Annotated in this window: 29 protein-coding genes; 4 read left to right on the top strand and 25 right to left on the bottom strand. The window is 70.7% G+C overall.

Annotation, left to right across the window (positions count from 1 at the left end):
* Positions 1 to 166: 166 nt before the first annotated feature.
* Genes JL475_RS05330 through tsaB form a run of 4 tightly spaced genes read right to left on the bottom strand, consistent with a single transcriptional unit; the run spans position 167 to position 2,823 of the window.
* Positions 167 to 427, bottom strand: coding sequence for a hypothetical protein (locus JL475_RS05330; RefSeq protein WP_202275829.1), 261 nt, complete (start codon positions 425 to 427; stop codon positions 167 to 169).
* Positions 424 to 1,551 carry a tRNA (adenosine(37)-N6)-threonylcarbamoyltransferase complex transferase subunit TsaD gene (gene tsaD, locus JL475_RS05325; protein WP_202275827.1) on the bottom strand — a complete coding sequence of 376 codons (1,128 nt, stop codon included), beginning with the start codon at positions 1,549 to 1,551 and terminating at the stop codon, positions 424 to 426. Before tsaD ends, JL475_RS05330 begins: the two co-directional genes overlap by 4 nt.
* A complete protein-coding gene (locus tag JL475_RS05320) occupies positions 1,544 to 2,140 on the bottom strand; it encodes a GNAT family N-acetyltransferase (RefSeq protein WP_202275962.1) in 597 nt (198 codons plus the stop codon). The genes tsaD and JL475_RS05320 overlap by 8 nt, the downstream gene beginning before the upstream one ends.
* 29 nt (positions 2,141 to 2,169) lie before the next feature.
* Positions 2,170 to 2,823, bottom strand: coding sequence for a tRNA (adenosine(37)-N6)-threonylcarbamoyltransferase complex dimerization subunit type 1 TsaB (gene tsaB, locus JL475_RS05315; RefSeq protein ID WP_202275818.1), 654 nt, complete (start codon positions 2,821 to 2,823; stop codon positions 2,170 to 2,172).
* A 147-nt stretch (positions 2,824 to 2,970) separates the two neighbouring features.
* Between tsaB and JL475_RS05310 the strand changes: the two genes are divergently transcribed.
* On the top strand, positions 2,971 to 3,546 hold the full coding sequence (locus JL475_RS05310; protein WP_202275816.1) for a hypothetical protein: 576 nt from the start codon (positions 2,971 to 2,973) through the stop codon (positions 3,544 to 3,546).
* A gap of 19 nt (positions 3,547 to 3,565) precedes the next feature.
* On the opposite strand, the gene JL475_RS05305 is transcribed toward JL475_RS05310, so the two are convergent.
* The 5 genes from JL475_RS05305 to JL475_RS05285 form a co-directional block, all read right to left on the bottom strand.
* On the bottom strand, positions 3,566 to 3,760 hold the full coding sequence (locus JL475_RS05305) for a hypothetical protein (RefSeq protein WP_202275814.1): 195 nt from the start codon (positions 3,758 to 3,760) through the stop codon (positions 3,566 to 3,568).
* A 196-nt stretch (positions 3,761 to 3,956) separates the two neighbouring features.
* Positions 3,957 to 4,526, bottom strand: coding sequence for a tRNA (adenosine(37)-N6)-threonylcarbamoyltransferase complex ATPase subunit type 1 TsaE (gene tsaE / locus JL475_RS05300; protein WP_202275812.1), 570 nt, complete (start codon positions 4,524 to 4,526; stop codon positions 3,957 to 3,959).
* Positions 4,492 to 5,745, bottom strand: a complete 1,254-nt coding sequence (locus tag JL475_RS05295) for an alpha/beta fold hydrolase (RefSeq protein WP_202275803.1) — start codon at positions 5,743 to 5,745, stop codon at positions 4,492 to 4,494. The genes tsaE and JL475_RS05295 overlap by 35 nt, the downstream gene beginning before the upstream one ends.
* A gap of 84 nt (positions 5,746 to 5,829) precedes the next feature.
* Positions 5,830 to 7,002 (bottom strand): alanine racemase, encoded by a 1,173-nt coding sequence (alr, locus tag JL475_RS05290; RefSeq protein ID WP_202275801.1) that lies wholly within the window; start codon positions 7,000 to 7,002, stop codon positions 5,830 to 5,832.
* A 110-nt stretch (positions 7,003 to 7,112) separates the two neighbouring features.
* The gene (locus JL475_RS05285; RefSeq protein WP_202275793.1) at positions 7,113 to 8,591 is read right to left on the bottom strand and encodes an NAD(P)H-hydrate dehydratase; all 1,479 of its coding nucleotides are present in this window, start codon (positions 8,589 to 8,591) and stop codon (positions 7,113 to 7,115) included.
* 259 nt (positions 8,592 to 8,850) lie between these two features.
* Between JL475_RS05285 and JL475_RS05280 the strand changes: the two genes are divergently transcribed.
* The gene (locus JL475_RS05280) at positions 8,851 to 9,813 is read left to right on the top strand and encodes a right-handed parallel beta-helix repeat-containing protein (RefSeq protein ID WP_202275791.1); all 963 of its coding nucleotides are present in this window, start codon (positions 8,851 to 8,853) and stop codon (positions 9,811 to 9,813) included.
* 49 nt (positions 9,814 to 9,862) lie between these two features.
* Here the strand turns inward: JL475_RS05280 and JL475_RS05275 are convergent, their stop codons facing one another.
* From JL475_RS05275 to glmS, 3 genes are read right to left on the bottom strand one after another with little or no spacing between them, the layout of a single operon-like run.
* Entirely contained in the window at positions 9,863 to 10,021 is a 159-nt protein-coding gene (locus JL475_RS05275) for a hypothetical protein (RefSeq protein ID WP_202275789.1), read from the bottom strand.
* Positions 10,018 to 10,389 (bottom strand): holo-ACP synthase, encoded by a 372-nt coding sequence (locus tag JL475_RS05270; RefSeq protein WP_202275787.1) that lies wholly within the window; start codon positions 10,387 to 10,389, stop codon positions 10,018 to 10,020. Before JL475_RS05270 ends, JL475_RS05275 begins: the two co-directional genes overlap by 4 nt.
* A 37-nt stretch (positions 10,390 to 10,426) precedes the next feature.
* Positions 10,427 to 12,274 (bottom strand): glutamine--fructose-6-phosphate transaminase (isomerizing), encoded by a 1,848-nt coding sequence (gene glmS, locus JL475_RS05265; protein WP_202275785.1) that lies wholly within the window; start codon positions 12,272 to 12,274, stop codon positions 10,427 to 10,429.
* A 149-nt stretch (positions 12,275 to 12,423) separates the two neighbouring features.
* On the opposite strand from glmS, the gene coaA reads away from it, so the two are divergent.
* Complete coding sequence (coaA, locus tag JL475_RS05260) at positions 12,424 to 13,413, top strand: type I pantothenate kinase (protein ID WP_202275783.1); 990 nt, start codon at positions 12,424 to 12,426, stop codon at positions 13,411 to 13,413.
* A 94-nt stretch (positions 13,414 to 13,507) separates the two neighbouring features.
* On the opposite strand, the gene glmM is transcribed toward coaA, so the two are convergent.
* The 3 genes from glmM to rplM all read right to left on the bottom strand — a co-directional run bounded on the left by glmM (position 13,508) and on the right by rplM (position 16,272).
* Positions 13,508 to 14,866, bottom strand: a complete 1,359-nt coding sequence (gene glmM, locus JL475_RS05255; protein WP_202275781.1) for a phosphoglucosamine mutase — start codon at positions 14,864 to 14,866, stop codon at positions 13,508 to 13,510.
* Positions 14,867 to 15,273: 407 nt separating this feature from the next.
* Positions 15,274 to 15,786: a 30S ribosomal protein S9 gene (rpsI, locus tag JL475_RS05250; RefSeq protein WP_202275779.1), complete on the bottom strand. Its 513-nt coding sequence runs from the start codon at positions 15,784 to 15,786 to the stop codon at positions 15,274 to 15,276.
* A 42-nt stretch (positions 15,787 to 15,828) separates the two neighbouring features.
* Positions 15,829 to 16,272: a 50S ribosomal protein L13 gene (rplM, locus tag JL475_RS05245; RefSeq protein WP_202275777.1), complete on the bottom strand. Its 444-nt coding sequence runs from the start codon at positions 16,270 to 16,272 to the stop codon at positions 15,829 to 15,831.
* Positions 16,273 to 16,708: 436 nt separating this feature from the next.
* On the opposite strand from rplM, the gene JL475_RS05240 reads away from it, so the two are divergent.
* Complete coding sequence (locus tag JL475_RS05240) at positions 16,709 to 17,593, top strand: hypothetical protein (protein WP_202275775.1); 885 nt, start codon at positions 16,709 to 16,711, stop codon at positions 17,591 to 17,593.
* A gap of 142 nt (positions 17,594 to 17,735) precedes the next feature.
* Here the strand turns inward: JL475_RS05240 and truA are convergent, their stop codons facing one another.
* From truA to secY, 10 genes are all read right to left on the bottom strand, one after another.
* On the bottom strand, positions 17,736 to 18,596 hold the full coding sequence (gene truA, locus JL475_RS05235) for a tRNA pseudouridine(38-40) synthase TruA (protein WP_202275773.1): 861 nt from the start codon (positions 18,594 to 18,596) through the stop codon (positions 17,736 to 17,738).
* A 77-nt stretch (positions 18,597 to 18,673) separates the two neighbouring features.
* Complete coding sequence (rplQ, locus tag JL475_RS05230) at positions 18,674 to 19,213, bottom strand: 50S ribosomal protein L17 (protein WP_202275771.1); 540 nt, start codon at positions 19,211 to 19,213, stop codon at positions 18,674 to 18,676.
* Between the two features lie 208 nt (positions 19,214 to 19,421).
* Positions 19,422 to 20,444 (bottom strand): DNA-directed RNA polymerase subunit alpha, encoded by a 1,023-nt coding sequence (locus JL475_RS05225; protein WP_202275769.1) that lies wholly within the window; start codon positions 20,442 to 20,444, stop codon positions 19,422 to 19,424.
* Between the two features lie 172 nt (positions 20,445 to 20,616).
* Positions 20,617 to 21,021: a 30S ribosomal protein S11 gene (gene rpsK / locus JL475_RS05220; protein WP_003948617.1), complete on the bottom strand. Its 405-nt coding sequence runs from the start codon at positions 21,019 to 21,021 to the stop codon at positions 20,617 to 20,619.
* A 65-nt stretch (positions 21,022 to 21,086) separates the two neighbouring features.
* Positions 21,087 to 21,467, bottom strand: coding sequence for a 30S ribosomal protein S13 (gene rpsM / locus JL475_RS05215; RefSeq protein ID WP_004927207.1), 381 nt, complete (start codon positions 21,465 to 21,467; stop codon positions 21,087 to 21,089).
* 207 nt (positions 21,468 to 21,674) lie between these two features.
* Complete coding sequence (gene rpmJ, locus JL475_RS05210) at positions 21,675 to 21,788, bottom strand: 50S ribosomal protein L36 (RefSeq protein WP_003974245.1); 114 nt, start codon at positions 21,786 to 21,788, stop codon at positions 21,675 to 21,677.
* A 66-nt stretch (positions 21,789 to 21,854) separates the two neighbouring features.
* Entirely contained in the window at positions 21,855 to 22,076 is a 222-nt protein-coding gene (gene infA / locus JL475_RS05205; RefSeq protein WP_003948620.1) for a translation initiation factor IF-1, read from the bottom strand.
* A 180-nt stretch (positions 22,077 to 22,256) separates the two neighbouring features.
* On the bottom strand, positions 22,257 to 23,093 hold the full coding sequence (gene map / locus JL475_RS05200) for a type I methionyl aminopeptidase (RefSeq protein ID WP_109381502.1): 837 nt from the start codon (positions 23,091 to 23,093) through the stop codon (positions 22,257 to 22,259).
* A gap of 129 nt (positions 23,094 to 23,222) precedes the next feature.
* A complete protein-coding gene (locus JL475_RS05195; RefSeq protein WP_202275767.1) occupies positions 23,223 to 23,876 on the bottom strand; it encodes an adenylate kinase in 654 nt (217 codons plus the stop codon).
* The gene (gene secY / locus JL475_RS05190) at positions 23,876 to 25,189 is read right to left on the bottom strand and encodes a preprotein translocase subunit SecY (protein ID WP_202275765.1); all 1,314 of its coding nucleotides are present in this window, start codon (positions 25,187 to 25,189) and stop codon (positions 23,876 to 23,878) included. The genes JL475_RS05195 and secY overlap by 1 nt, the downstream gene beginning before the upstream one ends.
* Between the last annotated feature and the right edge of the window lie 222 nt (positions 25,190 to 25,411).

The raw sequence follows: 25,411 nt of genomic DNA, 5'->3' as shown, positions 1-25,411 counted from the left end.
TCGTATCCCCGCAGACCTCCTTGGCGGACCCTCTCCCGCACCACGGAATCCCAGAACATTCGACACAAGACCCGAAACATTCGGTGTTCGTCGATCGAGCAGGCCGTCACCCGGTCGATCCCCGGGCGCCCTGGAACCACGGCCGGTCGCCCGCGCGGGACGCCGGTCAGTCCACCGCCACCGGCTCGAAGCGCCAGCGGTGTACCGGGCGGGTGACCAGGTCCCCGTCCGGCTCGGGGAGTTCGGGGAGGTCGGCGTCGTACGGGGCGTCCCACCAGGTGATGACCAGGACCCGGTCCTGCGGGGCGCGGAAGGTCTCCCGGCGCAGGGGCGGGTCGCCGTCGAGTTCCTGGGTCCGCGCCCAGGCCAGCAGGTCCTCGCCCCGGCCGGGCACCGCCCGCGCCTCCCACATCAACGCGACGGTCACGAGTACAGGTTCTCCTTGCTGACCTCATGAACGTGATCGTGATCGTGGTCGCGGCCATGGTTGTGGCTGCGGGTGTGGGCCTCGCCCGGGACGTGGGGTTCCGTCACCGGGAGGGACGAGTCGGCGGACAGGTCCCAGTCGGAGGCGGCCCTGTTACGGGCGACCATCTCCGCGCCCAGGGCGGCCACCATCGCACCGTTGTCCGTGCACAGCTTGGGGCGTGGCACGCGCAGTCGGATGCCGGCCGCCTCACAGCGCTCCTGGGCCAGCGCCCGCAGCCGGGAGTTGGCGGCCACTCCACCGCCGATCATCAGATGGTCGACACCCTCGTCCTTGCAGGCGCGTACGGCCTTGCGGGTGAGCACGTCCACGACCGCCTCCTGGAAGGACGCCGACACGTCGCGCACCGGGACCTCCTCCCCCGCCGCCCGCTTGGCCTCGATCCAGCGGGCCACGGCCGTCTTGAGGCCGGAGAAGGAGAAGTCGTACGCCGGGTCGCGCGGACCGGTGAGCCCGCGCGGGAACGCGATCGCGTTCGGGTCCCCCTCGCGCGCGTACCGGTCGATGACCGGACCGCCGGGGAAGCCGAGGTTCAGCACCCGCGCGACCTTGTCGAATGCCTCGCCCGCCGCGTCGTCGATGGTGGCGCCCATGGGGCGGACGTCGGAGGTGATGTCCGCGGACAGCAGCAGCGAGGAGTGCCCGCCGGACACCAGCAGCGCCATCGTCGGCTCGGGCAGCGGCCCGTGCTCCAACTGGTCGACGCAGATGTGCGAGGCGAGGTGGTTGACGCCGTAGAGGGGCTTGCCGAGGGCGTAGGCGTACGCCTTGGCCGCCGAGACGCCGACGAGCAGCGCGCCGGCGAGGCCCGGACCGGCGGTGACGGCGATGCCGTCCAGGTCCCGGGCGCTCACCCCCGCCTCCTTCAGCGCACGGTCGATCGTCGGCACCATCGCCTCGAGGTGCGCCCGGGAGGCGACCTCCGGGACGACACCGCCGAAGCGGGCGTGCTCGTCGACGCTGGAGGCGACGGCGTCGGCCAGCAGGGTGGTGCCCCGGACGACTCCGACACCGGTCTCGTCGCAGGAGGTCTCGATCCCCAGCACCAGGGGTTCGTCAGCCATGGGTCTCGGTTCCTTCTACGCCGTTCACGGGGTTCGTCGGGTTCGACAGGTTCGTCGAGTTCATCGGGTCCGCCGGGTTCACAGAGGTCGCCGGGTCGGTCAGCCGCATCACCAGTGCGTCCACGTTCCCCGGCTGGTAGTAGCCCTTCCTGACCCCGACGGTCTCGAAGCCGAAGCGCTCGTACAGCTTCTGGGCGCGGACGTTGTCGATCCGGCACTCCAGGAACACCTCGGCGCACTCGAACGCGGTCGCCGCCCGCAGCAGTTCCGTCAGCAGCCGCGAACCGAGGCCGGTGCCCCAGTGGTCCCGGGTGACGGCGATGGTCTGGACGTCGGCCACCCCGGCGGCATCCCCGTCGGAGGCTCCGTCACCGCCGGACGCCCCGTCACCGTCGAGCTGCGCACCCGCGGCGGTGAGCCCCGCGTATCCGACGAGGCGGTCGCCCTCCTCGGCGACCACGTACCTGCGGGTCGCGGCGGGCCCGCGCGCATGGGCCAGCTCGGACCAGAACATCCCCCGTGACCAGGCGTCCTCGGGGAACAGTTCGCGCTCCACCTGGAGCACGGGTTCGATGTCCCACCAGCGCATCTCACGCAGCACGGCGTTCTCGGGTCCTGTCACTTGGGGGTGACCACCTTGTAGTTCTTGGAGACCTGGGCATCGGGCCGCCGCAGGTACAGCGGCCGGGGCGCGGGCAGTTCCTCCCCCGCCGCCAGCCGCTCGGCGGCCAGCCGGGCGAGGGCGGCGGCCGACACGTGCTCCGGCTCGTGCGCCCTGGGGAAGGTGTCGGGATACAGCAGCGCGCCCGCGCCGACCGCGGGCAGCCCCGCGACCTGCCCGGCGATGTCGGCGGGGCGGTCGACGGCGGGGTCGGTGAGGCGGGTGCGGGAGTCGGCGTAGCGCGCCCAGTAGACCTCCTTGCGGCGGGCGTCGGTCGCCACGACGAAGGGGCCCTCCAGGTCGGCGGCGTAGGCGAGGCCGTCCAGCGTGCACACACCGTGCACGGGAACGCCGAGCGCGAGCCCGAAGGTGTCCGCGGTCATCAGGCCGACCCGCAGCCCGGTGTACGGACCGGGACCGACGCCGACGACGATCCCGGTGACGGCGCCCGTCGTCAGACCGGCTTCGTCGAGCACCCGGTCGATCGCCGGGAGCAGCAGCTCGCCGTGCCGGCGGGCGTCCACCTGGCTCGAGGAGGCGATGACGTCGTCGCCGTCGTGCAGCGCGACGGTGACGGCGGGGGTGGCGGTATCCAGAGCGAGCAAGAGCACACAAACAGCCTACGGCTCCCCACGGCCCGTGTCGGACGCCCCGGTCGAACGACCACGTACTGCTACCGTCGCATCGGCGTACTCACAATTCCGGATCATTTCTGACAATCGATGACAGGCGCCAGATGCGGGACTGAGGTGAGGGCGGTGGCAGGAAACAGCTCGGCGATCGTGGCGGGACTGACCGCGGCCGCCCTCTCGACGGTCGCCTTCCTCGGTCACCAGGCGGCGTCGAACGCCCCGACCCACCCGCACGCCACCCGCGCGGGCGCCTCGCCGGGTGCCGTGCAGGCGGACCGAGGCACTGACAGCGCAGACGGCACCCACGACGCCGGCACCCTCATCGCACCGCCCAGAGGCTCCGGCCGGGGCACCCGGGTCGTGTACGCGCTGGGCATCGACCGGGTGTGGCTCGTCGAGAAGGACGACAAGGTCAAGCGCACCTTCACGGTCACGCCCGGCACGGTGGACCCGGCACCGGGCACCTACCGGGTCACCTCCCGCTCCGGGAAGGTCACCGGGTCGGACGGTGTCCCGGTCGAACACGTCGTCCGCTTCGCCGACAACGACGGCACGGTGATCGGCTTCAGCGCGGCCCTCGACGGCTCGGCCCCGGAACTCGCCCCGAAGGTCCGCACGGGTGGTGTCCGCGAGACCCGGGCGGACGGTAGGGCGATGTGGAAGTTCGCGACGATCGGCCGCACGGTCGTCGTCGTCCGGTAGCCGCGGGAACTCTTACGGGTCAGGCGGCGTCGCGGTGGGTGCCGGTCGGCTCCGCGGGCCGCGACTGCGGCCGTGGCAGCGGCTCGGGGGCGCGGGGCGGGGTGGAGACCGCGGCGGCAGCCGCACCGGCGGCCAGCAGGTCCCGCATCGAAACCCCGGTGAACGACTGCGGCCGTGTCTCGGCCGTCCGGCGAGAGCTCTCGATGGCCGGCATGGACGCCTCCTGGTAGCCGGGGGCGGACGTAGTTAGGTAGACCTAACTACGAGCTGGACACCATGTGACCACGCCCGGGGCACCTGACGCAACATTTTGCCGACACCTTGTCGGAACACATGGAGAACATACGGGGAAGCGGCCTCCACCCGGCCTCCCCCTCGATCTCCCCCGACCCCGACCGGTACCTCCCGGCTCAGGCCGACAGCACGCTCAGGTCGGTGCCCGCCCAGCGGTCACCCAGACCGGTCAGCGTCACGTGCCGCACCTCGTCCGTCGTGTCGCCGACCGCGCGGTGGATGACGAGCTGGAGCCGGTCGTCGGTCAGTTCCTCGATCCTGCCCTCGCCCCACTCCACGACGATCACCGACTCGGGCAGCGAGACGTCGAGATCGAGGTCCTCCATCTCGTCCAGCCCGCCGGAGAGCCGGTACGCGTCAACGTGGAGCAGCGGCGGGCCGTCCCCCAGGGACGGGTGGACGCGGGCGATCACGAACGTCGGCGAGGTGACGGCACCGCGCACCCCGAGCCCCTCGCCGAGCCCGCGGGTCAGCGTGGTCTTGCCCGCGCCCAGCTCACCGGTGAGCATCACGAGGTCGCCGGCGCGCAGCAGCTTGGCGAGCTTGCGGCCCAGTTCCCGCATCTGCTCGGCCGAGTTGATGGTGAGCTCGAGCCCGACGGAGCGCGTGGCCGACTCGGCCGGGGTGGAGGACTCGGGCGGCTGCGGCTGCTCAGCCTGGTTGTCCGGTGCTGCTGGTGCTTCCATAGGCACCCACGGTAGCTCCTGCGGGCACTGCTCCCGCCCGGGCCAACAGGTCCGCGAGGCGGTCGGTGACCACTTCCGGATGCTCCAGGATCACCAGGTGCCCGGCATCGGGCACCAGCACGAGTTCCGCGTCCGGCAGCAGGTCGGCGATGGCCTCGCTGTGCTCACTGGGCGTCACCAGGTCCCGCACCCCGGCCAGCACCAGCACCGGGAGGTCGGCGAAGTGGGCGAGGGCCGCGGTCTTGTCGTGGTCGCTGAACGCCGGGTAGTACTCGGCGACGACGTCGATCGGGGTGGACTCGATCATCCGCTCGGCGAAGCGGGCGACGGCCGGGTCGATGTCCCGGGTCGCGAACGAGTACCGCTTGATGACTCCGGCGAACAGGTCCGCCGTGGCCCGGCGCCCCCTCTCCACCAGCTCGGCCCGCTGCCCCAGCGCCTTCAGTACCCCGGGCAGCACCCGCCGTACCGCGTTGACCCCGGCCACGGGCAGCCCGAAGTTGACCTCGCCGAGCCGCCCCGACGACGTACCGACGAGGGCGACAGCGACGACCCGCTCGCGGATCAGCTCGGGGTACCGGTCGGCGAGGGCCATCACCGTCATCCCGCCCATGGAGTGCCCGACCAGCACGAGGGGCCCCTCGGGGGCGGCGGCGTCGATGACGGCCTTGAGGTCCTGTCCGAGCTGGTCGATGGTGACCGGCTCGTCCCGCTCGGTCTGGGCCGCGCCCCGCCCGGAGCGGCCGTGGCTGCGCTGGTCCCAGTGCACGGTCCGTACGGCACCCCTGAGCGCGGCCCGCTGGAAGTGCCAGGAGTCCTGGCTGAGGCAGTAGCCGTGGCTGAAGACGACGGTGACGGGGGTGGGGGGCTTGCGACCGAACAGCCGGCGGCGCCGTACGGGAGCGGTGGCGGGGTCGGGATCCAGCTCGTCGACCTCGTAGTACAGCTCCGTGCCGTCCTCGGCGTACGCCTTGCCGGGGGTGCCGCGCAGCGAGCCGTAGGGTCCCGTGGAGTCGAGGGCGAGCCGGGCCTTCTTGCGTATGTCCCGGCCGACCGTCATCCGCTCTATGGCGACGCCGGCGGCGGCGCCCGTCGCGAGCACGCCTATCGCGACACCGGCGACACCGGTCGCCCGGCGCCAGCCGCCGGACGCCGCGGCGGCGGAGTCGGCAGCCGCCGTGACGGCGGTCGTGACGACCTCCGCGCTGCTCTCGCTCACGTACGGGCTCCTCCGTCGTTTCCGTGCCTGCCGCGTCCGCGCCCATGCCGTCGCGCCCACGGCGCCGCGTCCACGCCGTCGTGTCTACGGCGCCGTATTCACATGGACGCGCGGAACGCGGGTTCCGATCCGGGTGACGATCTCGTACCCGATGGTGCCCGCGGCCTGCGCCCAGTCCTCGACGGTGGGTTCGCCGCGGTCGCCGGGGCCGAAGAGGACCGCCTCGGCGCCCGCCCGGGGTTCGTCCCCGCCCAGGTCGACGGTGAACTGGTCCATCGCGATCCGCCCCGCGACCGTGCGCCACTTGCCCTCGACCAGCACCGGACCGGCGGAGGAGGCGTGCCGGGGGATGCCGTCCGCGTAGCCGAGCGGGACGAGGCCGAGGGTGGTCGCGCCCGGGGTGACGTAGTGGTGGCCGTACCCGATGCCCTCTCCGCCCGGGACGTGCTTCACCAGGGCGAGGGAGGCGGTCAGGGTCATCACCTGACGCAGCCCGAAGTCGGCGGGGGTGCCGATCTCGGGGCTGGGCGAGACGCCGTAGAGCGCAATGCCGGACCGGACGAGGTCGAAGTGGCTCTCGGGGAGGGTGAGGGTGGCGGCCGAGTTGGCGATGTGCCGGACCTCGGGGTCGACGCCCTGCTGCTCGGCCTGCGCCACCATCTCCCGGAAGCGGGTGAGCTGGGCGTCGACGGAGGGGTGCCCCGGCTCGTCGGCACAGGCGAGGTGCGACCACAGGCCGACGACGCGCAGCAGTCCGTCGGCCTCGGCGCGCAGCGCGCCGGCGATCAGCTCGGCCCAGTCCCCGGGCACGCAGCCGCCCCGCCCGAGGCCGGTGTCGGCCTTGAGGTGGACGCGCGCGGGCCGTCCGGCGAGACGCGCGGCCGCGGTGACCTCCTCCAGCGCCCACAGGCCGCTGACGGACACGTCGAGGTCGGCCTCGATCGCCTCCCGCCAGGGCCCGCCGGGCGTCCACAGCCAGCACATGACGCGTACGTCGTCCGGCACCCCGGCGCCGGGCGCGCGCAGCGCCAGTGCCTCCTGCGGGGTGGCCGTACCGAGCCAGGTCGCCCCGGCCTCGACGGCCGCCCGCGCGCACGGCACCGCGCCGTGCCCGTAGCCGTCCGCCTTGACCACGGCCATGAAGGCGGCGCCGGGCGCGTGGGCGCGCAGGCTCCGCACGTTGGCGCGCAGCGCGGCCAGATCGATCTCGGCGCGAGCCCGCAGCGTCGCGCCCCGCACAGCATCTGTCTCGTTCATCGCGCTCCAGTGTCTCAGAGCGGCACGAGAGCCCACCGGGAGCGGTACGACACCACCGGGCGGCCTCCCCGGCCTCGCCCTCTCCCGGCCTCCCCGGCCCCGCCCTGCCTTCACCCGCGAACGACGTCCCGCCAGGCTTCCGGGAGTGCCTCCGCCACGTCGTGCGCCCCCACCGGCGCGCCGTCCGCCGCGCACCGTCCGGCGAGGCCGTGCAGGTAGGCCGCCGCGCTGCCCGCGTCCAGCGGCGGCAGTCCGGCCGCCAGCAGCGAGCCCGCCAGCCCGGACAGGACGTCCCCGCTCCCGGCCGTGGCCAGCCAGGACGTGCCGGTCGGGTTCACCCGTACGGCCGTCGCCGTCCCGTCGCCCGTCCCGGCGCCCGGATCGACTCTCGGATCGGCGACAAGCGTCGTGGAGCCCTTGAGCAGCACGGTCGCCCTGTACCGTCCGGCCAGTTCACGCACCGCGGCCAGCCGGCCGCCCTCGACCTCCTCCCGCTCCACGCCGAGCAGCGCGGCGGCCTCGCCGGCGTGCGGGGTCATCAGGGTGGGCGCCCGGCGTGCCCGTACGGCCGAGGCGTCGGCCAGCCGCAGCCCGTCCGCGTCGATCAGCACCGGTACGTCCGCCGCCAGCGCCTCCGCCACGGGCCCGGCGTCGTCACCGGCCCCGGGCCCGACGACCCACGCCTGCACCCGCCCGGCGTGCTTCGGCCCCCGGTCGGACACCAGCGTCTCGGGGAAGCGGGCGATCACGTCCCGCGCGGCGGGACCGACGTACCGTACGGCCCCGGCGCCGCCCCGCAGCGCGCCGGACACCGCGAGCACGGCGGCACCGGGATAGCGGGCGGACCCGGCGGCGACCCCGACGACGCCACGCCGGTACTTGTCGCTCTCCGCGCCGGGCACCGGCAGCAGCCGTGCCACGTCGGCGTGCTGGAGCGCCTCCAGCACCGGCTCGGCCGGCAGTTCCAGTCCGATGTCGACGAGCCGTACCGACCCCGCGTACTCCCGTGCCGGATCGACGAGCAGACCCGGCTTGTGCGTCCCGAAGGTCACCGTGAGGTCGGCCCGGAGCGCGGTGCCGCGGACCTCGCCGGTGTCCGCGTCGACGCCGCTCGGCAGGTCGACGGCGACGATCGCGGCACGTGACCGCTCGGCGGCCTCGGCGAGCGGCACCGCGTCCGGCCGCAGCCCGCCCTTGCCACCGATCCCGACGATGCCGTCCACGACGAGATCGGCCCGCCGGATCAACGCCTCGCCGCCGCCGGTCCCCACGGCCCGGCCCCCCGCCCGGCGCAACGCCGCGAGCCCGGCGACATGGGCGCGCTCCGGCGCGAGCAGCACCGCCGTGACGCCCGCACCGCGCCGGGCCAGCCGGGCACCGGCGTGGAGGGCGTCGCCGCCGTTGTCCCCGCTGCCGACCAACAGGACGACCCTGCCGCCGTAGACCCCGCCGTGGGTCCGCCCCAGCAGCTCCGTGCAGGCCGCGGCGAGCCCGGCGACGGCGCGCTGCATCAGCGCGCCCTCCGGCAGCCGCGCCATCAGTTCCCGCTCCGCCGCCCTGACCGTCTCCACGCTGTACGCAGTACGCATACGTCCGAGTGTCCCGTACCGGACGGTCCGACTCCCGTACCCGGGAAGCGGTCCCGCGCCCCGCAAGCCGGTCGAAAGTTGTCGAGAGCCGCGCGCCCGTCGCACCCGTTGACGGCGTGCCGCGCCGTCGCCACACTCACACGCCCCTACCGGATGAATCGATTCAGTCGAATCGATTCGACTGAATCAGTCCGGCTGAACCGGTTCGCCTGAACCGGTTCGACCAGAGAAGCAGAGAAGCAGAGGAAGCAGGAGACCCATGGGACGCAGAGCCGCACTCCTCGCCGCAGCCGGCGCCACCGCACTCCTCACCGCCGCGGACGTGCTGACGGCCCCGGCCACCGCCGCCCCCACCACCCCCGCTACCACCCCCGCCGCCGCGGCCCCCGCGCAGGCCGCGGCGGCCTGCGGCACCATCGACGTCACCGGCAGCGGCTCCGGCGACCAGGCCCCGGTGTACTCCCGCGGCACCCGCGACGTCGAGGTCCAGCACCTGAACGTCACCGGTGCCCCGCTGTACGGCATCTTCATGCGCGACGTGCAGAACGTGGTCCTCGGCCAGATCGACATGCGCCTCTCGGGCGGCCTCGGCGTCCGGATCGACAACCGCGGCGACACCAGCCAGTGGACGCGGAACGTCCGTATCGACAACGTCTACGTGTCCGGCGCGTCCAGCCACGCCGTGGAGACGTACGGGGTCGACGGCCTCACCGTCGGCACCGTCACCGCCCACAACGTGGGCGAGTCCGGACTCCTCCTCAACCAGACCGTCAACGCCACGGTCACCGAGGTGGACGCGGAGAACGCGGGCACCGGCACCGGCTACGCCGCCTTCCGCATGGCCGACCGCAACGGCCGCATCGGCAGCTCGTACTCGACCAACATCCGCGTCGGCGAGGTCGTCGCGCGGGGCGGCGGGCGCGGGGTGTTCTGCGTCTCGGAGAGCGGCGGCGCGACGATCGACCGGATCAGCCTCTCCGACACGGGCAACAACGCGATCCTGATCGAGAACTGCTACAACATGAACCTCGCCGCGCAGAGCGGCACCGTCACGGGTGGCGGCGAGATCCGGCTGGCCGCGCGCACGGAGTTCGCGAACAACCGGGACATCACCGTCCAGAACCTGACGGTGACCAACTCCTCGATCCGCGAGAGCCCTTGCGGCGAGAACATCACGTTCCGCAACAACAGGCTGGTCAACAGCAGCCAGTCCGTCTGCTGACCCCACCGGAAGCGGCCGGTGACCGGACGGACGGGGCGCGTCGGTCCGGTCACCGGCGCCGCTGACGCAGGAGCCGCACGATCCGCACCAGCGCGAACACCACGACCAGCACGGCCACCGCGCCGAGAAGCACCCGCCCCCACACCGACAGCTCGACCCCGACGCCCGGAAACCCCAGCAGGCTCCGGTCCGCGGCGGCCACCGTCACCCCTCCGCGACCACGACCGCCGAGGCCACGCCGGCGTCATGGCTGAGCGAGACGTGCCACGACCGCACGCCCAGTTCGGCGGCCCGCGCCGCCACCGTCCCCTTCACCCGCAGCCGGGGCTGCCCGCTGTCCTCGCAGTACACCTCGGCGTCGGTCCAGTACAGCCCGCCGGGCGCCCCGAGCGCCTTGGCCAGCGCCTCCTTGGCGGCGAACCGCGCGGCCAGCGAGGCGACCCCGCGCCGCTCCCCGCTCGCCAGCAGCAGCTCGCTCTCCACGAACAGCCGCCGCGCGAGCCCGGGCGTCCGCTCCAACGACGCCGCGAACCGCTCGATCTCGGCCACGTCGATCCCGACCCCGATGATGCTCATGCCGATCACTTTACGGCGGTGCCGGGGCCCGGCGGGTTCACTCGACCGTGACCGACTTCGCCAGGTTTCGGGGCTGGTCGACCTCGTTGCCGCGGGCGGTGGCGAGTTCGCAGGCGAAGACCTGGAGGGGGACCGTGGCGACCAGGGGCTGGAGGAGGGTCGGGGTCGGTGGGATGCGGATGAGGTGGTCGGCGTAGGGGGCCACCTCGTCGTCGTGGTCCTCGGCGATGACGATGGTGCGGGCGCCCCGTGCGCGGATCTCCTGGATGTTGGAGACGATCTTGTCGTGGAGGACGGAGCGGCCGCGTGGTGAAGGGACGACCACGACGACCGGCAGGTCGTCCTCGACCAGGGCGATCGGGCCGTGCTTCAGCTCGCCCGCGGCGAAGCCCTCCGCGTGCATGTAGGCGAGCTCCTTGAGCTTGAGCGCGCCCTCCAGGGCGACCGGGTAGCCGACGTGCCGGCCCAGGAACAGCACGGTGTCCTTGTGGGCGAGGGCGCGGGCGAGTTCCCGTACCGGTTCCATCGTCCCCAGGACGCGCTCCACCGACCCGGCGATGGAGGACAGGTCCCGGACCACGGCGCGGATCTCGTCGCCGTACTTGGTGCCGCGGACCTGGGCCAGGTACAGGGCGACCAGGTAGCAGGCGACCAGCTGGGTCAGGAAGGCCTTGGTCGAGGCGACGGCGACCTCGGGGCCGGCGTGGGTGTAGAGCACGGCGTCCGACTCGCGCGGGATGGTCGAGCCGTTGGTGTTGCAGATGGCCAGGACCCGGGCGCCCTGTTCGCGGGCGTGCCGCAGGGCCATCAGCGTGTCCATGGTCTCGCCGGACTGGGAGACGGCGATGACCAGGGTCTGCCGGTCCAGGATCGGATCGCGGTAGCGGAACTCGCTCGCCAGCTCGACCTCGCAGGGAATCCGCGTCCAGTGCTCGATGGCGTACTTGGCGATCAGCCCGGCGTGGAAGGCCGTGCCGCAGGCGACGATGACGACCTTGCCGGCCTCGCGCAGCGCCTCCGGGGGGATCCGCACCTCGTCCAGGGACAGGGTGCCGGAACCGTCGATGCGGCCCAACAGGGTGTCGGCGACCGCCTTCGGCTGCTCGGCGATCTCCTTGAGCATGAAGGAGGCGTAGCCGGCCTTCTCGGCGGCGGAGGCGTCCCAGTCGACGTGGTACGTGCGGACGTCCGCCGGTGCGCCGTCGAAGCCGGTGACCGTGGCTCCGTCCCGGCGCAGCTCGACGACCTGGTCCTGACCCAGCTCGATCGCGGAGCGGGTGTGGTCGATGAACGCGGCGACGTCCGAGGCGAGGAAGGACTCGCCCGCGCCGACGCCGACCACGAGCGGCGAGTTGCGGCGGGCGCCGACGACCGTGTCCGGCGCGTCCGCGTGGACGGCGACCAGGGTGAAGGCGCCGAGCAGGCGGCGGCAGACCAGGCGCATCGCCTCGGCGAGGTCCGCGCAGGAGGAGAACTCCTCGGCGAGCAGGTGGGCGACGACCTCGGTGTCCGTCTCGGAGGCCAGGTCGTGGCCGCGCTCGGCGAGCTCGGTCCGCAGTTCGGCGAAGTTCTCGATGATGCCGTTGTGGACGACGGCGACCCGGCCCGCGTTGTCGAGGTGCGGGTGGGCGTTGGCGTCGGTGGGGCCGCCGTGCGTGGCCCAGCGGGTGTGGCCGATGCCGGTCGCCCCGGTGGGGAGCGGCCGGGCGGCCAGTTCCTTCTCCAGGTTGACCAGTTTCCCGGCCCGTTTCGCCGTGGCGAGCCCACCGTCGGCGAGGACGGCCACGCCCGCCGAGTCGTAGCCCCGGTACTCCAGCCGTTTCAGTCCGGCCGTCACGACGTCCAGCGCCGACTGCGGCCCCACGTATCCCACGATTCCGCACATACCCGGCAGCTTATGATCCGTCAGGTTCGGAGAACGGCCGCCGCGTGCCCGACATCGGAAATTCCCACCGGTGCGCGAGCGTCGGCGCGTGCGGAGGGCAGTGACGCAGCCCACCAGCCGTCCCGGCCGAACTCCGTTAACAATGGACCGTGATCTCACCGGCCTCCTCGACTTCCCGGAGCGCCCACCGGCAGCGGCCGGAGGCGACTCCCTACCTCGACCTCACCCGTGCCGAGTGGAGCGCCCTGCGCCACAAGACGCCGCTGCCGCTCTCCGCCGACGAGGTGGAACGGCTGCGCGGTCTCGGTGACGTCATCGACCTCGACGAGGTGCGGGACGTCTACCTCCCGCTGTCCCGGCTGCTCAATCTCTACGTCGGCGCCACCGACGGGCTCCGCGGCGCGCTGAACACCTTCCTCGGTGAACAGGGCTCCCAGTCCGGCACCCCCTTCGTCATAGGGGTCGCCGGTTCCGTCGCCGTCGGCAAGTCCACCGTCTCCCGTCTGCTCCAGGCCCTGCTGTCCCGTTGGCCCGAGCACCCGCGCGTCGAGCTGGTGACCACGGACGGGTTCCTGCTGCCCACCAAGGAGCTCCAGGCACGCGGCCTGATGTCGCGCAAAGGCTTCCCCGAGTCGTTCGACCGCCGCGCGCTGACCCGTTTCGTCGCCGACGTCAAGGCCGGCAAGGACGAGGTGACGGCCCCGGTCTACTCCCACCTCATCTACGACATCGTCCCCGGTGAGCTGCTCACCGTGCGCCGCCCGGACATCCTGATCGTCGAGGGGCTGAACGTCCTGCAGCCGGCGCTGCCCGGCAAGGACGGCCGTACGCGCGTCGGTCTCGCCGACTACTTCGACTTCAGCGTGTACGTGGACGCCCGCACCGAGGACATCGAGCGCTGGTACCTCAACCGCTTCCGCAAGCTGCGCGCGACCGCCTTCCAGGACCCGTCCTCGTACTTCCGCAAGTACACGCAGGTCTCGGAGGTGGAGGCACTCGACTACGCCGCCACGATGTGGCGCACCATCAACAAGCCCAATCTGGTGGAGAACATCGCCCCCACCCGCGGCCGCGCCACCCTCGTCGTCCGCAAGGGCCCGGACCACAAGGTCCAGCGTCTGCGGCTGCGCAAGCTGTGACGGCCGCACTGACCCTGCTGGCCCAGAAACGCTTCTGGACCAGCCGGCACGAACACCTACACCTGCACGGAATCCCCGCGTCCCGGCCCGGGGCCTAACCCAGCTCCGACTTCACCACGTCCGCCAGACGTCCCGCGACCGTGCGGGCCTGGTCGATGTCGGCGGCCTCCACCATCACGCGGACCAGCGGTTCGGTGCCCGAGGGGCGGAGCAGCACGCGGCCGGTCTCGCCCAGCTCGCGCTCGGCCTCCGTCACGGCCGCGGAGAGCTCCGCGGAGGTCTTCACCCGGGACTTGTCCACGTCCGGCACGTTGATGAGCACCTGCGGCAACCGCTCCATCACCGAGGCCAGCTCGCGCAGCGAACGCCCGGTCTCGGCGACGCGCGCCGCCAGCAGCAGACCGGTGAGCGTGCCGTCACCCGTGGTCGCGTGGTCGAGGACGATGACGTGGCCGGACTGCTCGCCGCCGAGGGCGTAGCCCTTCTCCTTCATCTGCTCCAGGACGTACCGGTCGCCGACCGCGGTCTGGACGAAGTGGATGCCTTCGCGTTCCATGGCGAGCTTGAAGCCCAGGTTGGACATCACGGTCGCGACGACGGTGTCGGAGCGCAGCGCGGAGCGCTCCCGCATCGCCAGGGCGAGCACGGCGAGGATCTGGTCGCCGTCCACCTCGGCACCGGTGTGGTCGACGGCCAGGCACCGGTCGGCGTCGCCGTCGTGTGCGATGCCGAGGTCGGCCCCGTGCTCGACGACCGCGACCTTCAGCCGGTCCAGGTGGGTGGAACCGCAGCCGTCGTTGATGTTCAGCCCGTCCGGCTGGGCACCGATGGTGATGACCTCGGCCCCGGCCCGCGCGAACGCCTCCGGCGAGACCCGGGAGGCGGCGCCGTGCGCCTCGTCGAGGACGATGCGCAGACCGTCCAACCGGTTCGGCAGGACGCCGACGAGATGGGAGACGTAGGTGTCGAGCCCCTCCTCGTAGTCCCGCACACGGCCCACACCGGCTCCGGTCGGGCGATCCCAGGGGGCGCCGGTGCGGTGCTCCTCGTACACGGACTCGATCCGGTCCTCCAGCTCGTCGGCGAGCTTGTGGCCGCCGCGCGCGAAGAACTTGATGCCGTTGTCGGGCATGGCGTTGTGGCTCGCGGACAGCATCACACCGAGGTCCGCGCCGAGCGCTCCGGTGAGGTGCGCCACGGCGGGCGTCGGCAGCACGCCGACCCGCAGGACGTCCACGCCGGCGCTCGCGAGCCCGGCGACCATGGCGGCCTCCAGGAACTCACCGGACGCCCGCGGGTCGCGTCCGACCACGGCGGTCGGCCGGTGCCCTTCGAACGTGCCCGCCTCGGCCAGTACGTGCGCGGCGGCCACGGAGAGACCCAGTGCCATCTCGGCGGTCAGGTCCGCGTTGGCGACACCGCGCACCCCGTCCGTGCCGAAGAGTCGTCCCACTTGTCCTCCTGAGGAAGCGTCAGTATCGAAGCCGTATCGAAACCATGTCGACGGCCATGTCTGAAGAGGTACCGAAGGCGGAACCGGGGACGGTGCCGGAAACGGTGCCGTGGTGTCGGCCGAGGCGTTGTGAGCTGTACCGAGGGATTTGACCGGTCGGCGCGTTCGACGGTTGCGCTGCCGGTGCGGTGTGCGAGGTGTGCGAGGTGCTCGAGGTCTGCGGCGGTTGCGCTGCCTTGGCGGCTCCCGCACCTGCGGTCCAGGGCAAGCGCCACCCGACCATCCGATCACATTAACCTTCGAGCGCCTTGTGTCGTTATACGCCCGCCGCAGTGAGAAAACGAACGCCCCGGCGGCACTGTGGCGTGCCGCCGGGGCGTTCGGAGTACATGCAGGGGCAGCTGCAATCAGCGCTTGCTGTACTGCGGGGCCTTGCGGGCCTTCTTCAGACCGGCCTTCTTCCGCTCGACCGCGCGGTCGTCGCGGCGCAGGAAGCCGGCCTTCTTGAGCGCGCCGCGGTTGTTGTCGACGTCCGCCTCGTTCAGCGCACGGGCGACACCGAGACGGAGCGCACCGGCCTGACCGGAGACGCCGCCGCCCGAGATACGGGCGACGATGTCGTAGCGGCCCTCGAGCTCGAGCACCTTGAAGGGCTCGTTGACTTCCTGCTGGTGCACCTTGTTCGGGAAGTAGTCCTCGAGGGTGCGACCGTTGATCTTCCACTTGCCGGAGCCCGGGATGATCCGGACGCGGGCGATGGCGTTCTTGCGACGGCCCAGGCCGGCGGCCGGCTGCGGCTCGCCGAAGCGGGAGGCCATGGACTCCGAGGTGTACTCGCCCTCGACGGGCACCTCGGACTCGGTGGTGTAGCTGTCGATGTCGATCTCTTCGAGCGGCTGCTCGGCAGTGGTCTCGGCCACGATGCTCCTCAGATTCTGTTCAGTCTTAGGGGGTGGCCGGACTTACTGCGCGACCTGGGTGATCTCGAACGGCACCGGCTGCTGGGCAGCGTGCGGGTGCTGGTCGCCCGCGTAGACCTTCAGCTTCGAGAGCATCTGACGGCCCAGGGTGTTCTTGGGGAGCATGCCCTTGACGGCCTTCTCGATGGCCTTCTCGGGGTTCTTCTCCAGCAGCTCGTCGTAGCGGACGGAGCGCAGACCGCCCGGGTAGCCCGAGTGGCGGTACGCCAGCTTCTGGGTCCGCTTGTTGCCGGAGAGGTGCACCTTGTCGGCGTTGATGATGATGACGAAGTCACCGGTGTCGACGTGAGGGGCGTAGATCGGCTTGTGCTTGCCGCGCAGGATGGAGGCCGCAGTGGAGGCCAGACGACCCAGGACGACGTCCTGAGCGTCGATGACGTGCCACTGGCGCGTCACATCGCCGGGCTTGGGGCTGTACGTACGCACGGTTCGTAGCCTTCGCTTCTTCAGTGAGTGGTCCTGACATGGTCACCGAAGACGATCACGACAGCCCTGACCGCACCACGGTGACGCAAACCGCGTGCTGGTCGCTGGTCATCGGCCCGGTGGACCGGTGTAAGGGCCCCTCACGTGAGAATGAGCAAGCCAATACACATAACAAACATGCAGAATACCCGCCCTCGGCCGGACGGGTCAAAACGAGTCCGCCGGGCGCGGGTCACACCGACTCTACAGCCGTCCGCCGCCACGACGACGGTCTCGTCCGTGCCGCGGTCCACGGGTCGCACCGAGCCGCGGTCCACGGGTCGCACCAACCACCCGGAGATGTCGCTTTTGCTCATCGCCGGGGCGGCAACCCCAGGACCCGCGCGCGGGGTTGGGGCGGTCCGGCACACCCCGTGCCCCGTCTAAGATGCGCCCCATGAGTTATGGGCAGGGGGGACCTCCTTCGCAGTGGGATCCCTGGAAACCGCAGTCGCAGCAGCCCTGGAGCAGCGGGGGCGGCAACAGTCAGTCACCCGACTGGGCCGCACTGGCCGAGGCGTCCGAGACACGTCACAAGCGGCGCCGGCTGCTGTTCATCGGCGGCGGCGCGATCGCCACCGTCGCGATCGGCACGGCCGTGGCGGTGGCCGTCGTCTCGGCGAACGGCGGCAACCAGGCCGCGGGCGGTCCGTCCTCCCAGGTGCCGGCGACCGCCGACCTGCCGAGCCCGACCGGCGCGGTCCCGTCGTTCGCCCCGACGAGCGCCCCGCCGCCGCTGGACCCGAAGGACTTCATCTCCAACGTGAAGAAGGACCGGGCGCCGCTGGCCCCGGACGTCCTCTTCCCGGGCACGCAGCTCACCATGGGCGAGACGGTGTACAAGAAGGGCCCGACGGCCGACACCCGCGACTGCGCCTCGGCCGCGAAGGCCACGCTGCCCAAGGTCCTCACCGACAACGGCTGCAGCCGTCTGCTCCGGGTCACCTACACCAAGGACGACGTCGCGGTGACGGTGGGCGTGGCCGTCTTCGACACCGAGGCCCAGGCCGCCAAGGCCAAGCAGCAGGCCGACACGAGAAGCATCATCAAGTCCCTCGCGGGCGGCGGCGTCAAGGAGTTCTGCGACGGCGCGGTCTGCCGCTCGACCACCAACTCCTACGGCCGCTACGCCTACTTCACCCTGTCCGGCTTCACCTCGGCCAAGGACGTGACCGAGCAGGACAAGGCCGTCTTCAGCACCGGCGACGATCTCGCCGAGTTCACCTTCCGCCAGATCCGCCGCCGCGGCGAGGCCCAGGCGTCGGCCGCCGCCAACGAGTGACGACGCCCTCGGCGACGACCGCCCGCGGGGCCGACCGCGTCTTCGACCGGCCCCGCACCCCCCGCCTCACAGCCGCTGCGCGCTGAGCGGGGAATCCAGCCGGTGCTCGAGCGCGGCGCGGGCCGGCGGCGTCACGCCCCGGTCAGCAGCACCGCACCGTCGCCGGCAGCGACCGCTTGTTGCGGGCCTCCTTGTTGCGGGCGGCCAGGAGGTCGTCGGCCGGGTAGCCGACCTCCTCCAGGGTCAGCCCGTGCGGACGCACGACATGCACCGCCGAGTCCCGTACGCCCGCCGCCAGCACCTTGCCCGGCCAGTCGGGCGCGCGGTGCCCGTCGCCGACGAACAGCAGCGCCCCGATCAGCGAGCGCACCATGTTGTGGCAGAAGGCGTCGGCCCGGACCGTCGCGGTGATCACCCCGTCCGCGTCGCGCAGCAGGCTCAACTCCTGGAGCGTGCGGATGGTCGTGGCGCCCTCCCGCCGCTTGCAGTACGCGGCGAAGTCGTGCTCCCCCAGCAACCGCCGGGCGGCCTCGTTCATGGCGTCGACGTCAAGCGGCCAGTCGTGCCACAGCACATGACCGCGCAGCAACGGGTCCACCCCGCCGGGGTGGTCGGTGACGCGGTACGCGTAGCGCCGCCAGACCGCGGAGAACCGGGCGTTGAAGCCCGCGGGGGCCTCGGTGAGGGACCAGACCCGCACATCGCGCGGGAGCCGTCCGGCGAGCCGCTTGAGCAGCTTCTCCCGGTGCTCCGCCCACAGTTCGACCGGCAGGTCGACATGGGCCACCTGGCCGCGCGCGTGCACCCCGGCGTCGGTCCGGCCGGCCACGGTCAGCTCGTACGTCGTCTCCCCGGACCGCGTGACGGTCCGCAGGGCGTCCTCGATCTCCCCCTGCACGGTCCGCCTGCCCCCGGCCTGCTTGGCCCAGCCGGAGAACTCGGTCCCGTCGTAGGAGAGATCGAGACGTATGCGGACGTGTCCGGGCTCTACTTCGTCACTCACGTACAGATCCTCTCAGGCACGCGAAAGCGGGCCCGCCCCCACAAGGGCGGACCCGCTCAACGTGAAGCAGCGCTGCCTCAGGCGTCCTTGGCGCTGTCCTCGGCCGGGGCCTCGGCGGCCTCGTCCTTGGTCAGGTCGGCCTTGGCGTCCTCGGCCGGGGCCTCGGCGGCCTCGACAGCCTCGTCCTTCTTCAGGGCGTCTTCCTTGACCGCGCGCTTGGTCGCGGCCTCGGCCTCGCCGGTGGCCTCCTGGGCGACCGTCAGGGCCTCGACCAGCTCGATGACGGCCATGGGCGCGTTGTCGCCACGGCGGTTACCGATCTTGGTGATACGGGTGTAGCCACCGGGACGGTTCTCGTACCGCGGGCCGATCTCGGTGAAGAGCGTGTGGACGATGCTCTTGTCCGTGATCACCTGGAGCACCTGACGGCGGTTGTGAAGGTCGCCCTTCTTCGCCTTGGTGACCAGACGCTCGGCGTACGGGCGCAGCCTGCGCGCCTTCGCCTCGGTGGTGGTGATGCGCCCGTGCTCGAAGAGCGACTTCGCGAGGTTCGCGAGCATCAGCTTCTCGTGCGAGGCGCTGCCGCCCATACGGGCACCCTTGGCGGGCTTCGGCATGGTGTGTCTCCTAGGTGTCTGCCCCGGCCGTATCAGGTACCGAAGTCAGTATCCGAGCAGGCGGTCGCCTGTCGGAGATCCGGAGGCAGCCCCGTAAGGGGCGCCTCCGGAAGGGGCGCGGGGCGGTGTCGACATGCGACTCCGTCGCGTGGGCGCGATCAGGCACAGCGGACCCGCACCCGAAAAACGGACCGTACGGCCCGAGCTCTCAGTACTGCTCGGTCTCTACGAAGCCCGCGTCCGCGTCGTCGTCCGCGCCGAACGCGTCCGCTGCAGCGGTGGGGTCGAATCCAGGCGGGCTGTCTTTGAGGGCGAGGCCCATCCCCGCCAGCTTCGCCTTGACCTCGTCGATCGACTTCGCGCCGAAGTTGCGAATGTCGAGGAGGTCCGCCTCGGAGCGCGCGACCAGCTCACCCACGGAGTGGATGCCCTCACGCTTGAGGCAGTTGTACGACCGGACGGTGAGCTCCAGCTCCTCGATCGGCAGCGCCAGATCGGCGGCGAGAGCGGCGTCCGTCGGGGACGGACCCATGTCGATGCCCTCGGCGTCGATGTTCAGCTCACGGGCCAGACCGAACAGCTCGACCAGGGTCTTACCGGCCGACGCCATGGCGTCACGCGGACGCATGGCCTGCTTGGTCTCGACGTCGACGATCAGCTTGTCGAAGTCGGTGCGCTGCTCGACACGGGTCGCCTCGACCTTGTACGTGACCTTCAGCACGGGGCTGTAGATGGAGTCGACCGGGATACGGCCGATCTCCTGGCCCACCTGCTTGTTCTGCACGGCGGAGACGTAGCCGCGACCGCGCTCGACGGTCAGCTCCATCTCCAGCTTGCCCTTGCCGTTGAGCGTGGCGAGGACGAGGTCGGGGTTGTGCACCTCGACGCCGGCCGGGGGCGCGATGTCGGCGGCGGTGACCTGGCCCGGGCCCTGCTTGCGCAGGTACATCACCACGGGCTCGTCGTGCTCGGAGGAGACGACCAGCTGCTTGATGTTGAGGATCAGGTCGGTGACGTCCTCCTTGACGCCCGGCACGGTGGTGAACTCGTGCAGGACGCCGTCGATGCGGATGCTGGTGACAGCGGCACCGGGGATCGACGACAGGAGGGTGCGGCGGAGGGAGTTGCCGAGGGTGTAGCCGAAGCCCGGCTCCAGCGGCTCGATCACGAACCGGGAGCGGAACTCGTCGACGACCTCTTCGGTCAACGAAGGACGCTGAGCGATCAGCATGTGTGGATCAAATCCTTCTCTCGTGGACGCCCGCTATTTGACGCCCGACGGAAACCGCACCCGGTGAAAGGTGCGGGTACTGCAAGGGTACGGGCGGTACGGCCCGAATACGGAGCGTACCGCCCGAAAAAACCCTACGACCGAACCGACGGCTCGGACGCGGCACCGCGACTCAGACGCGGCGGCGCTTCGGCGGGCGGCAGCCGTTGTGCGGGGTCGGGGTGACGTCCTGGATGGAGCCGACCTCGAGACCGGTCGCCTGGAGCGAACGGATGGCGGTCTCACGACCGGAACCCGGGCCCTTGACGAACACGTCGACCTTGCGCATGCCGTGCTCCTGCGCGCGACGGGCAGCCGACTCGGCGGCCATCTGCGCGGCGAACGGCGTGGACTTCCGGGAGCCCTTGAAGCCGACGTGGCCGGCGGAGGCCCAGGAGATCACGTTGCCGGTCGGGTCCGTGATGGACACGATCGTGTTGTTGAACGTGCTCTTGATGTGCGCGTGGCCGTGAGCGACGTTCTTCTTTTCCTTGCGGCGCACCTTCTTGGCAGCGCCCTGACGACCCTTGGGGGGCATCTACAAACTCCTACGGGAGGTGGTCGGTCCTACAGCGAAGACCGTGGACAGGTGTCCGCTGCGGACTACTTCTTGCCCGGCTTCTTCTTGCCGGCGATGGCGCGACGCGGGCCCTTGCGGGTACGCGCGTTGGTGCTGGTGCGCTGACCGCGGACGGGCAGACCGCGACGGTGACGCAGACCCTGGTAGGTGCCGATCTCGACCTTGCGGCGGATGTCGGCCTGGATCTCGCGACGGAGGTCACCCTCGGTCTTGATGTTGTTGTCGACGAACTCGCGGATCGCGACGAGCTGCTCCTCGGAGAGGTCGCGAACGCGGGTGTTCGGGTCGATGCCGGTGGCGGCCAGCGTCTGCTGCGAAAGGGTTCGGCCGATGCCGAACACGTAGGTGAGGGCGATCTCCACGCGCTTTTCGCGCGGGATGTCAACACCGGAAACGCGTGCCATTCAATGGCTCCAGTTGGTTGTCGGAGGTCTTCCGCAGAACCGCCTCCCGGCCGCCGTCCTCGCCTGGTGCGGCGATTTGGTACGAACCGGGTCCCCAGCCTCCGAGCCCGGGGGTGTCGAGCCGTGCGGCTCGGGTTCTGCGTATGAACATGTTGCTCGCGTCGCGCGAAGTTCTGCGGGAAAGTCGCAGAGGGTGGATCGTGCGGGTCAGCCCTGGCGCTGCTTGTGGCGCGGGTTGTCGCAGATAACCATGACCCGGCCGTGACGGCGGATCACCCTGCACTTGTCGCAGATCTTCTTGACGCTCGGCTTGACCTTCATGGGATGTGAAGTTCTCCGGGCTCAGTGCCCCCGCACCACGAGGGGGTGGGGGCAAGATCTACTTGCTCACTTGTACCGGTAGACGATCCGGCCCCGGGTCAGGTCATACGGAGAGAGCTCCACCACGACCCGGTCGTCAGGGAGGATACGGATGTAGTGCATACGCATCTTGCCGCTGATGTGTGCCAGGACCTGGTGGCCGTTCTGGAGCTCGACCTTGAACATGGCGTTCGGAAGAGACTCGACGACAGTGCCCTCGATCTCGATGGCACCTTGCTTCTTGGCCACGCTTCGCCCTTCGAATCGACTACCTTGATCGACTTCGCTGCGCACCGTGATCACATGCAGGCATGCGGATGCACAAGAGCCGACGAGTCAGTCTACGTCAGGGCACCCCGAAAGACGAATCGAGAAAGTCTGCCCCACCCGCGAGATCCTTAACCTGCGGGCCTCCGTCAGGCCCCGGGCTCACGCCAACGGATCGGGCGCCGCCGTCACCCCGTACTCGGCGAGCTTCGCCTTTCCCCCGTCCGGCGCCGTCAGCACCAGCGGCCCCGCTTCGGTCAGCGCGACCGAGTGCTCCCAGTGCGAGGACCAGGTGCCGTCCGTCGTGATGACGGTCCAGTCGTCCTCCAGCACCTGCGTCTTCGCGGTGCCCAGCGAGACCATCGGCTCGATGGCGAGGCAGAAGCCCGGGACCAGCTTGGGCCCCTTGCCCCGGCGGCGGTCGACGTAGTTCAGCAGATGCGGGTCCATGTGCATCTCGGTGCCGATGCCGTGGCCGCCGTAGTCCTCGATGATCCCGTAGCGCCCGCCGCCGGGCTTCGGCTGCCGGCGGATGTAGGTCTCGATGGCGCGGGAGACGTCGACCAGCCGGTTGCCCTGCTTCATGGCCGCGAGGCCGGCCCACATCGACTCCTCGGTCACCCGGGACAGCTCGACCAGCTCCGGCGCGTGCCCCGACCCGACGAAGGCGGTGTAGGCAGCGTCACCGTGCCAGCCGTCGATGACGGCGCCGCAGTCGATGGAGATGATGTCCCCGTCCTTGAGGACGACCTCGTCGGAGGGGATGCCGTGGACGACGACCTCGTTGACGGAGGTGCAGATCGTCGCGGGGAAGCCGCCGTAGCCGAGGAAGTTCGGCTTGGCGTCGTGCTCGGCGAGCACCTTGCGGGCGACCTGGTCCAGATCCCTCGTCGTGGCCCCGGGCACGGCCGCCTCACGCGTGGCCGCGTGGATGGCGGCGACCACCAGCCCCGCCTCACGCATCTTGGCGATCTGCTCGGGGGTCTTGATCTGCACCATGGGGGCTACGGCCTTTCTGGACCGGAGAGATTACGGACACCGTCAACGATACGGGGAAGGCCGTCCGCCCCTCCCCCACGCACACGTCGGCCGCGGCCCCCGCAGGGAACCGCGGCCGGACGCGCACCGTCACTGATCGCGGTTGAGCGCCTCCAGCGCACGCCCGGTGACCTCGTCGACCGGACCCAGCGCCGAGATCGTCACCACGAGGCCCTGGGCCCGGTAGTAGTCGATGATCGGCTCGGTCTGCGTGTGGTAGACCTCCAGCCGGGTGCGCACCGTTTCCTCGGCGTCGTCGTCACGCTGGTACAGCTCGCCGCCGCAGACGTCGCAGACGCCCTCCTGCTTCGGCTTGCTGTACGTCACGTGGAAGACGTGGCTGGAGTCCTTGCGGCAGATCCGCCGCCCGGCGATCCGCTTGACCACCTCGGCCTCGGGGGCCTCCAGGTCGAGCACCGCGTCCAGCGTGATGCCCTCGGACTCCAGCAGCTCGTCGAGCGACTCCGCCTGGGAGACGTTCCTCGGGAACCCGTCCAGCAGGAAGCCGGCCTCGGCGTCCGGCTGCTCCATACGGTCCTTCGCCATGGCGATGGTGACTTCGTCCGGCACGAGGTTGCCCGCGTCCATGTACGACTTCGCGAGCTTGCCCAGCTCGGTCTGCTGGCTGATATTGGCGCGGAACAGGTCGCCCGTGGAGATGTGGGGGATGCTCAGCTTCTCGGCAAGGCGGGTGGCCTGGGTGCCTTTGCCAGCACCGGGCGGCCCGACGAGGACGATTCGCATCAGCGGAGGAACCCTTCGTAATTGCGCTGCTGGAGCTGGCTCTCGATCTGCCTCACCGTCTCGAGACCGACACCCACGATGATCAGGATGCTGGTCCCGCCGAACGGGAAGTTCTGGTTTGCCCCGAAACCGGCCAACGCCATCGTCGGCACGAGAGAGATCAGACCCAAGTACAGCGAACCCGGCCAGGTGATCCGGTTGAGTACGTAGCTGAGGTACTCAGCGGTCGGTCGGCCAGCCCGGATGCCCGGGATGAAGCCACCATACTTCTTCATGTTGTCGGCGACTTCTTCGGGGTTGAAGGTAATCGCCACATAGAAGAACGCGAAGAACACGATCAAGAAGAAGTAAAGAATGATGTGCGGCGTAGCCCCGGTGTTGGCGAGGTTCTTCGTGATCCACGTCGCCCAGCCCGCGGTGGAGTTGGAGAACTGGACGATCAGCGCCGGAATGTAGAGCAGCGACGAGGCGAAGATGACGGGGATGACGCCCGCCTGGTTCACCTTGAGGGGAATGTAGGTGGACGTACCGCCGTAGGAACGGCGGCCGATCATGCGCTTCGCGTACTGCACGGGAATCCGGCGCTGTGCCTGCTCGACGAAGACGACCAGGCCGACCATGACCAGACCGACGAGCATGACCGTGCCGAACTCGATCCAGCCGTCCGCCAGGGTGCCCTGCTCCTTGATGGCCCACAGGGCGGAGGGGAAGGTCGCGGCGATCGAGATGAACATCAGGATCGACATGCCGTTGCCGATGCCGCGGTCGGTGATGAGCTCACCGAGCCACATCACGACGGCCGTACCGGCGGTCATGGTGATGACCATGGTGATGGTCACGAACATGGACTGGTCGGGGACGATCTGGTTCGCCACCGGGCAGCCCTGGAAGAGGGCGCCGCTGCGGGCGGTGGCCACCAGGCCGGTGCCCTGCAGGACGGCGAGCGCCACCGTCAGGTAACGCGTGTACTGCGTGATCTTGGCGGTGCCGGCCTGGCCCTCCTTCTTCAGGGCTTCCAGGCGCGGGATCACCACGGTCAGCAGCTGCAGAATGATACTCGCCGTGATGTACGGCATGATGCCCAGCGCGAAGATCGTGATCTGCAGCAGCGCGCCGCCGCTGAACATGTTGACCAGTCCGAACAGACCCTGGTTCGTCTGGGCCGCGTCGATACAGGCCTGCACGTTGCGGTAGTCGACGCCCGGGATCGGGATGTTCGTACCGATCCGGTACACCACGATGATGCCGAGTGTGAACAGCAGTTTCTTGCGCAGGTCGGGCGTCTTGAACGCCCGGGCGAACGCGGTGAGCACGGTGCCTCCTGCGACCCCCGCGCAACCGCGTCAAGGGTGGTGGTCGTGAGATTCCGATGAGGGACGAATACGTAACGGACAACTTCCCTCCGGAGTGCCCGAGTGGGGCGCCCGGGGAAAGTGGGCAGTGCAGGCCACCTTACCGGCGAGACCACCGCCCTTGGAACGACCAACCGGGGATACCCCAAATGTGGGGTATCCCCGGTCGGGATCGTTCAGGTC

This window comes from Streptomyces sp. M2CJ-2, assembly GCF_016757295.1.
Classification (GTDB): Bacteria; Actinomycetota; Actinomycetes; order Streptomycetales; family Streptomycetaceae; genus Streptomyces.
This window is presented reverse-complemented; position numbering and strand designations above follow the sequence as displayed.

Bases quoted from the DNA above. Each gene is read 5' to 3' on its own strand.
- tsaE (WP_202275812.1), bottom strand. From the start codon at position 4,526: ATGGAAGCACCAGCAGCACCGGACAACCAGGCTGAGCAGCCGCAGCCG.
- JL475_RS05320 (WP_202275962.1), bottom strand. From the start codon at position 2,140: ATGCGCTGGTGGGACATCGAACCCGTGCTCCAGGTGGAGCGCGAACTG.
- rpsM (WP_004927207.1), bottom strand. From the start codon at position 21,467: ATGGCACGCGTTTCCGGTGTTGACATCCCGCGCGAAAAGCGCGTGGAG.
- JL475_RS05225 (WP_202275769.1), bottom strand. From the start codon at position 20,444: ATGCTGATCGCTCAGCGTCCTTCGTTGACCGAAGAGGTCGTCGACGAG.
- rpmJ (WP_003974245.1), bottom strand. From the start codon at position 21,788: ATGAAGGTCAAGCCGAGCGTCAAGAAGATCTGCGACAAGTGCAGGGTG.
- alr (WP_202275801.1), bottom strand. From the start codon at position 7,002: ATGAACGAGACAGATGCTGTGCGGGGCGCGACGCTGCGGGCTCGCGCC.
- JL475_RS05305 (WP_202275814.1), bottom strand. From the start codon at position 3,760: ATGCCGGCCATCGAGAGCTCTCGCCGGACGGCCGAGACACGGCCGCAG.
- glmS (WP_202275785.1), bottom strand. From the start codon at position 12,274: ATGTGCGGAATCGTGGGATACGTGGGGCCGCAGTCGGCGCTGGACGTC.
- JL475_RS05285 (WP_202275793.1), bottom strand. From the start codon at position 8,591: ATGCGTACTGCGTACAGCGTGGAGACGGTCAGGGCGGCGGAGCGGGAA.
- tsaD (WP_202275827.1), bottom strand. From the start codon at position 1,551: ATGGCTGACGAACCCCTGGTGCTGGGGATCGAGACCTCCTGCGACGAG.
- rpsK (WP_003948617.1), bottom strand. From the start codon at position 21,021: ATGCCCCCCAAGGGTCGTCAGGGCGCTGCCAAGAAGGTGCGCCGCAAG.
- JL475_RS05270 (WP_202275787.1), bottom strand. From the start codon at position 10,389: ATGAGCATCATCGGGGTCGGGATCGACGTGGCCGAGATCGAGCGGTTC.
- JL475_RS05280 (WP_202275791.1), top strand. From the start codon at position 8,851: ATGGGACGCAGAGCCGCACTCCTCGCCGCAGCCGGCGCCACCGCACTC.
- JL475_RS05240 (WP_202275775.1), top strand. From the start codon at position 16,709: ATGAGTTATGGGCAGGGGGGACCTCCTTCGCAGTGGGATCCCTGGAAA.
- rplQ (WP_202275771.1), bottom strand. From the start codon at position 19,213: ATGCCGAAGCCCGCCAAGGGTGCCCGTATGGGCGGCAGCGCCTCGCAC.
- map (WP_109381502.1), bottom strand. From the start codon at position 23,093: ATGGTGCAGATCAAGACCCCCGAGCAGATCGCCAAGATGCGTGAGGCG.
- JL475_RS05195 (WP_202275767.1), bottom strand. From the start codon at position 23,876: ATGCGAATCGTCCTCGTCGGGCCGCCCGGTGCTGGCAAAGGCACCCAG.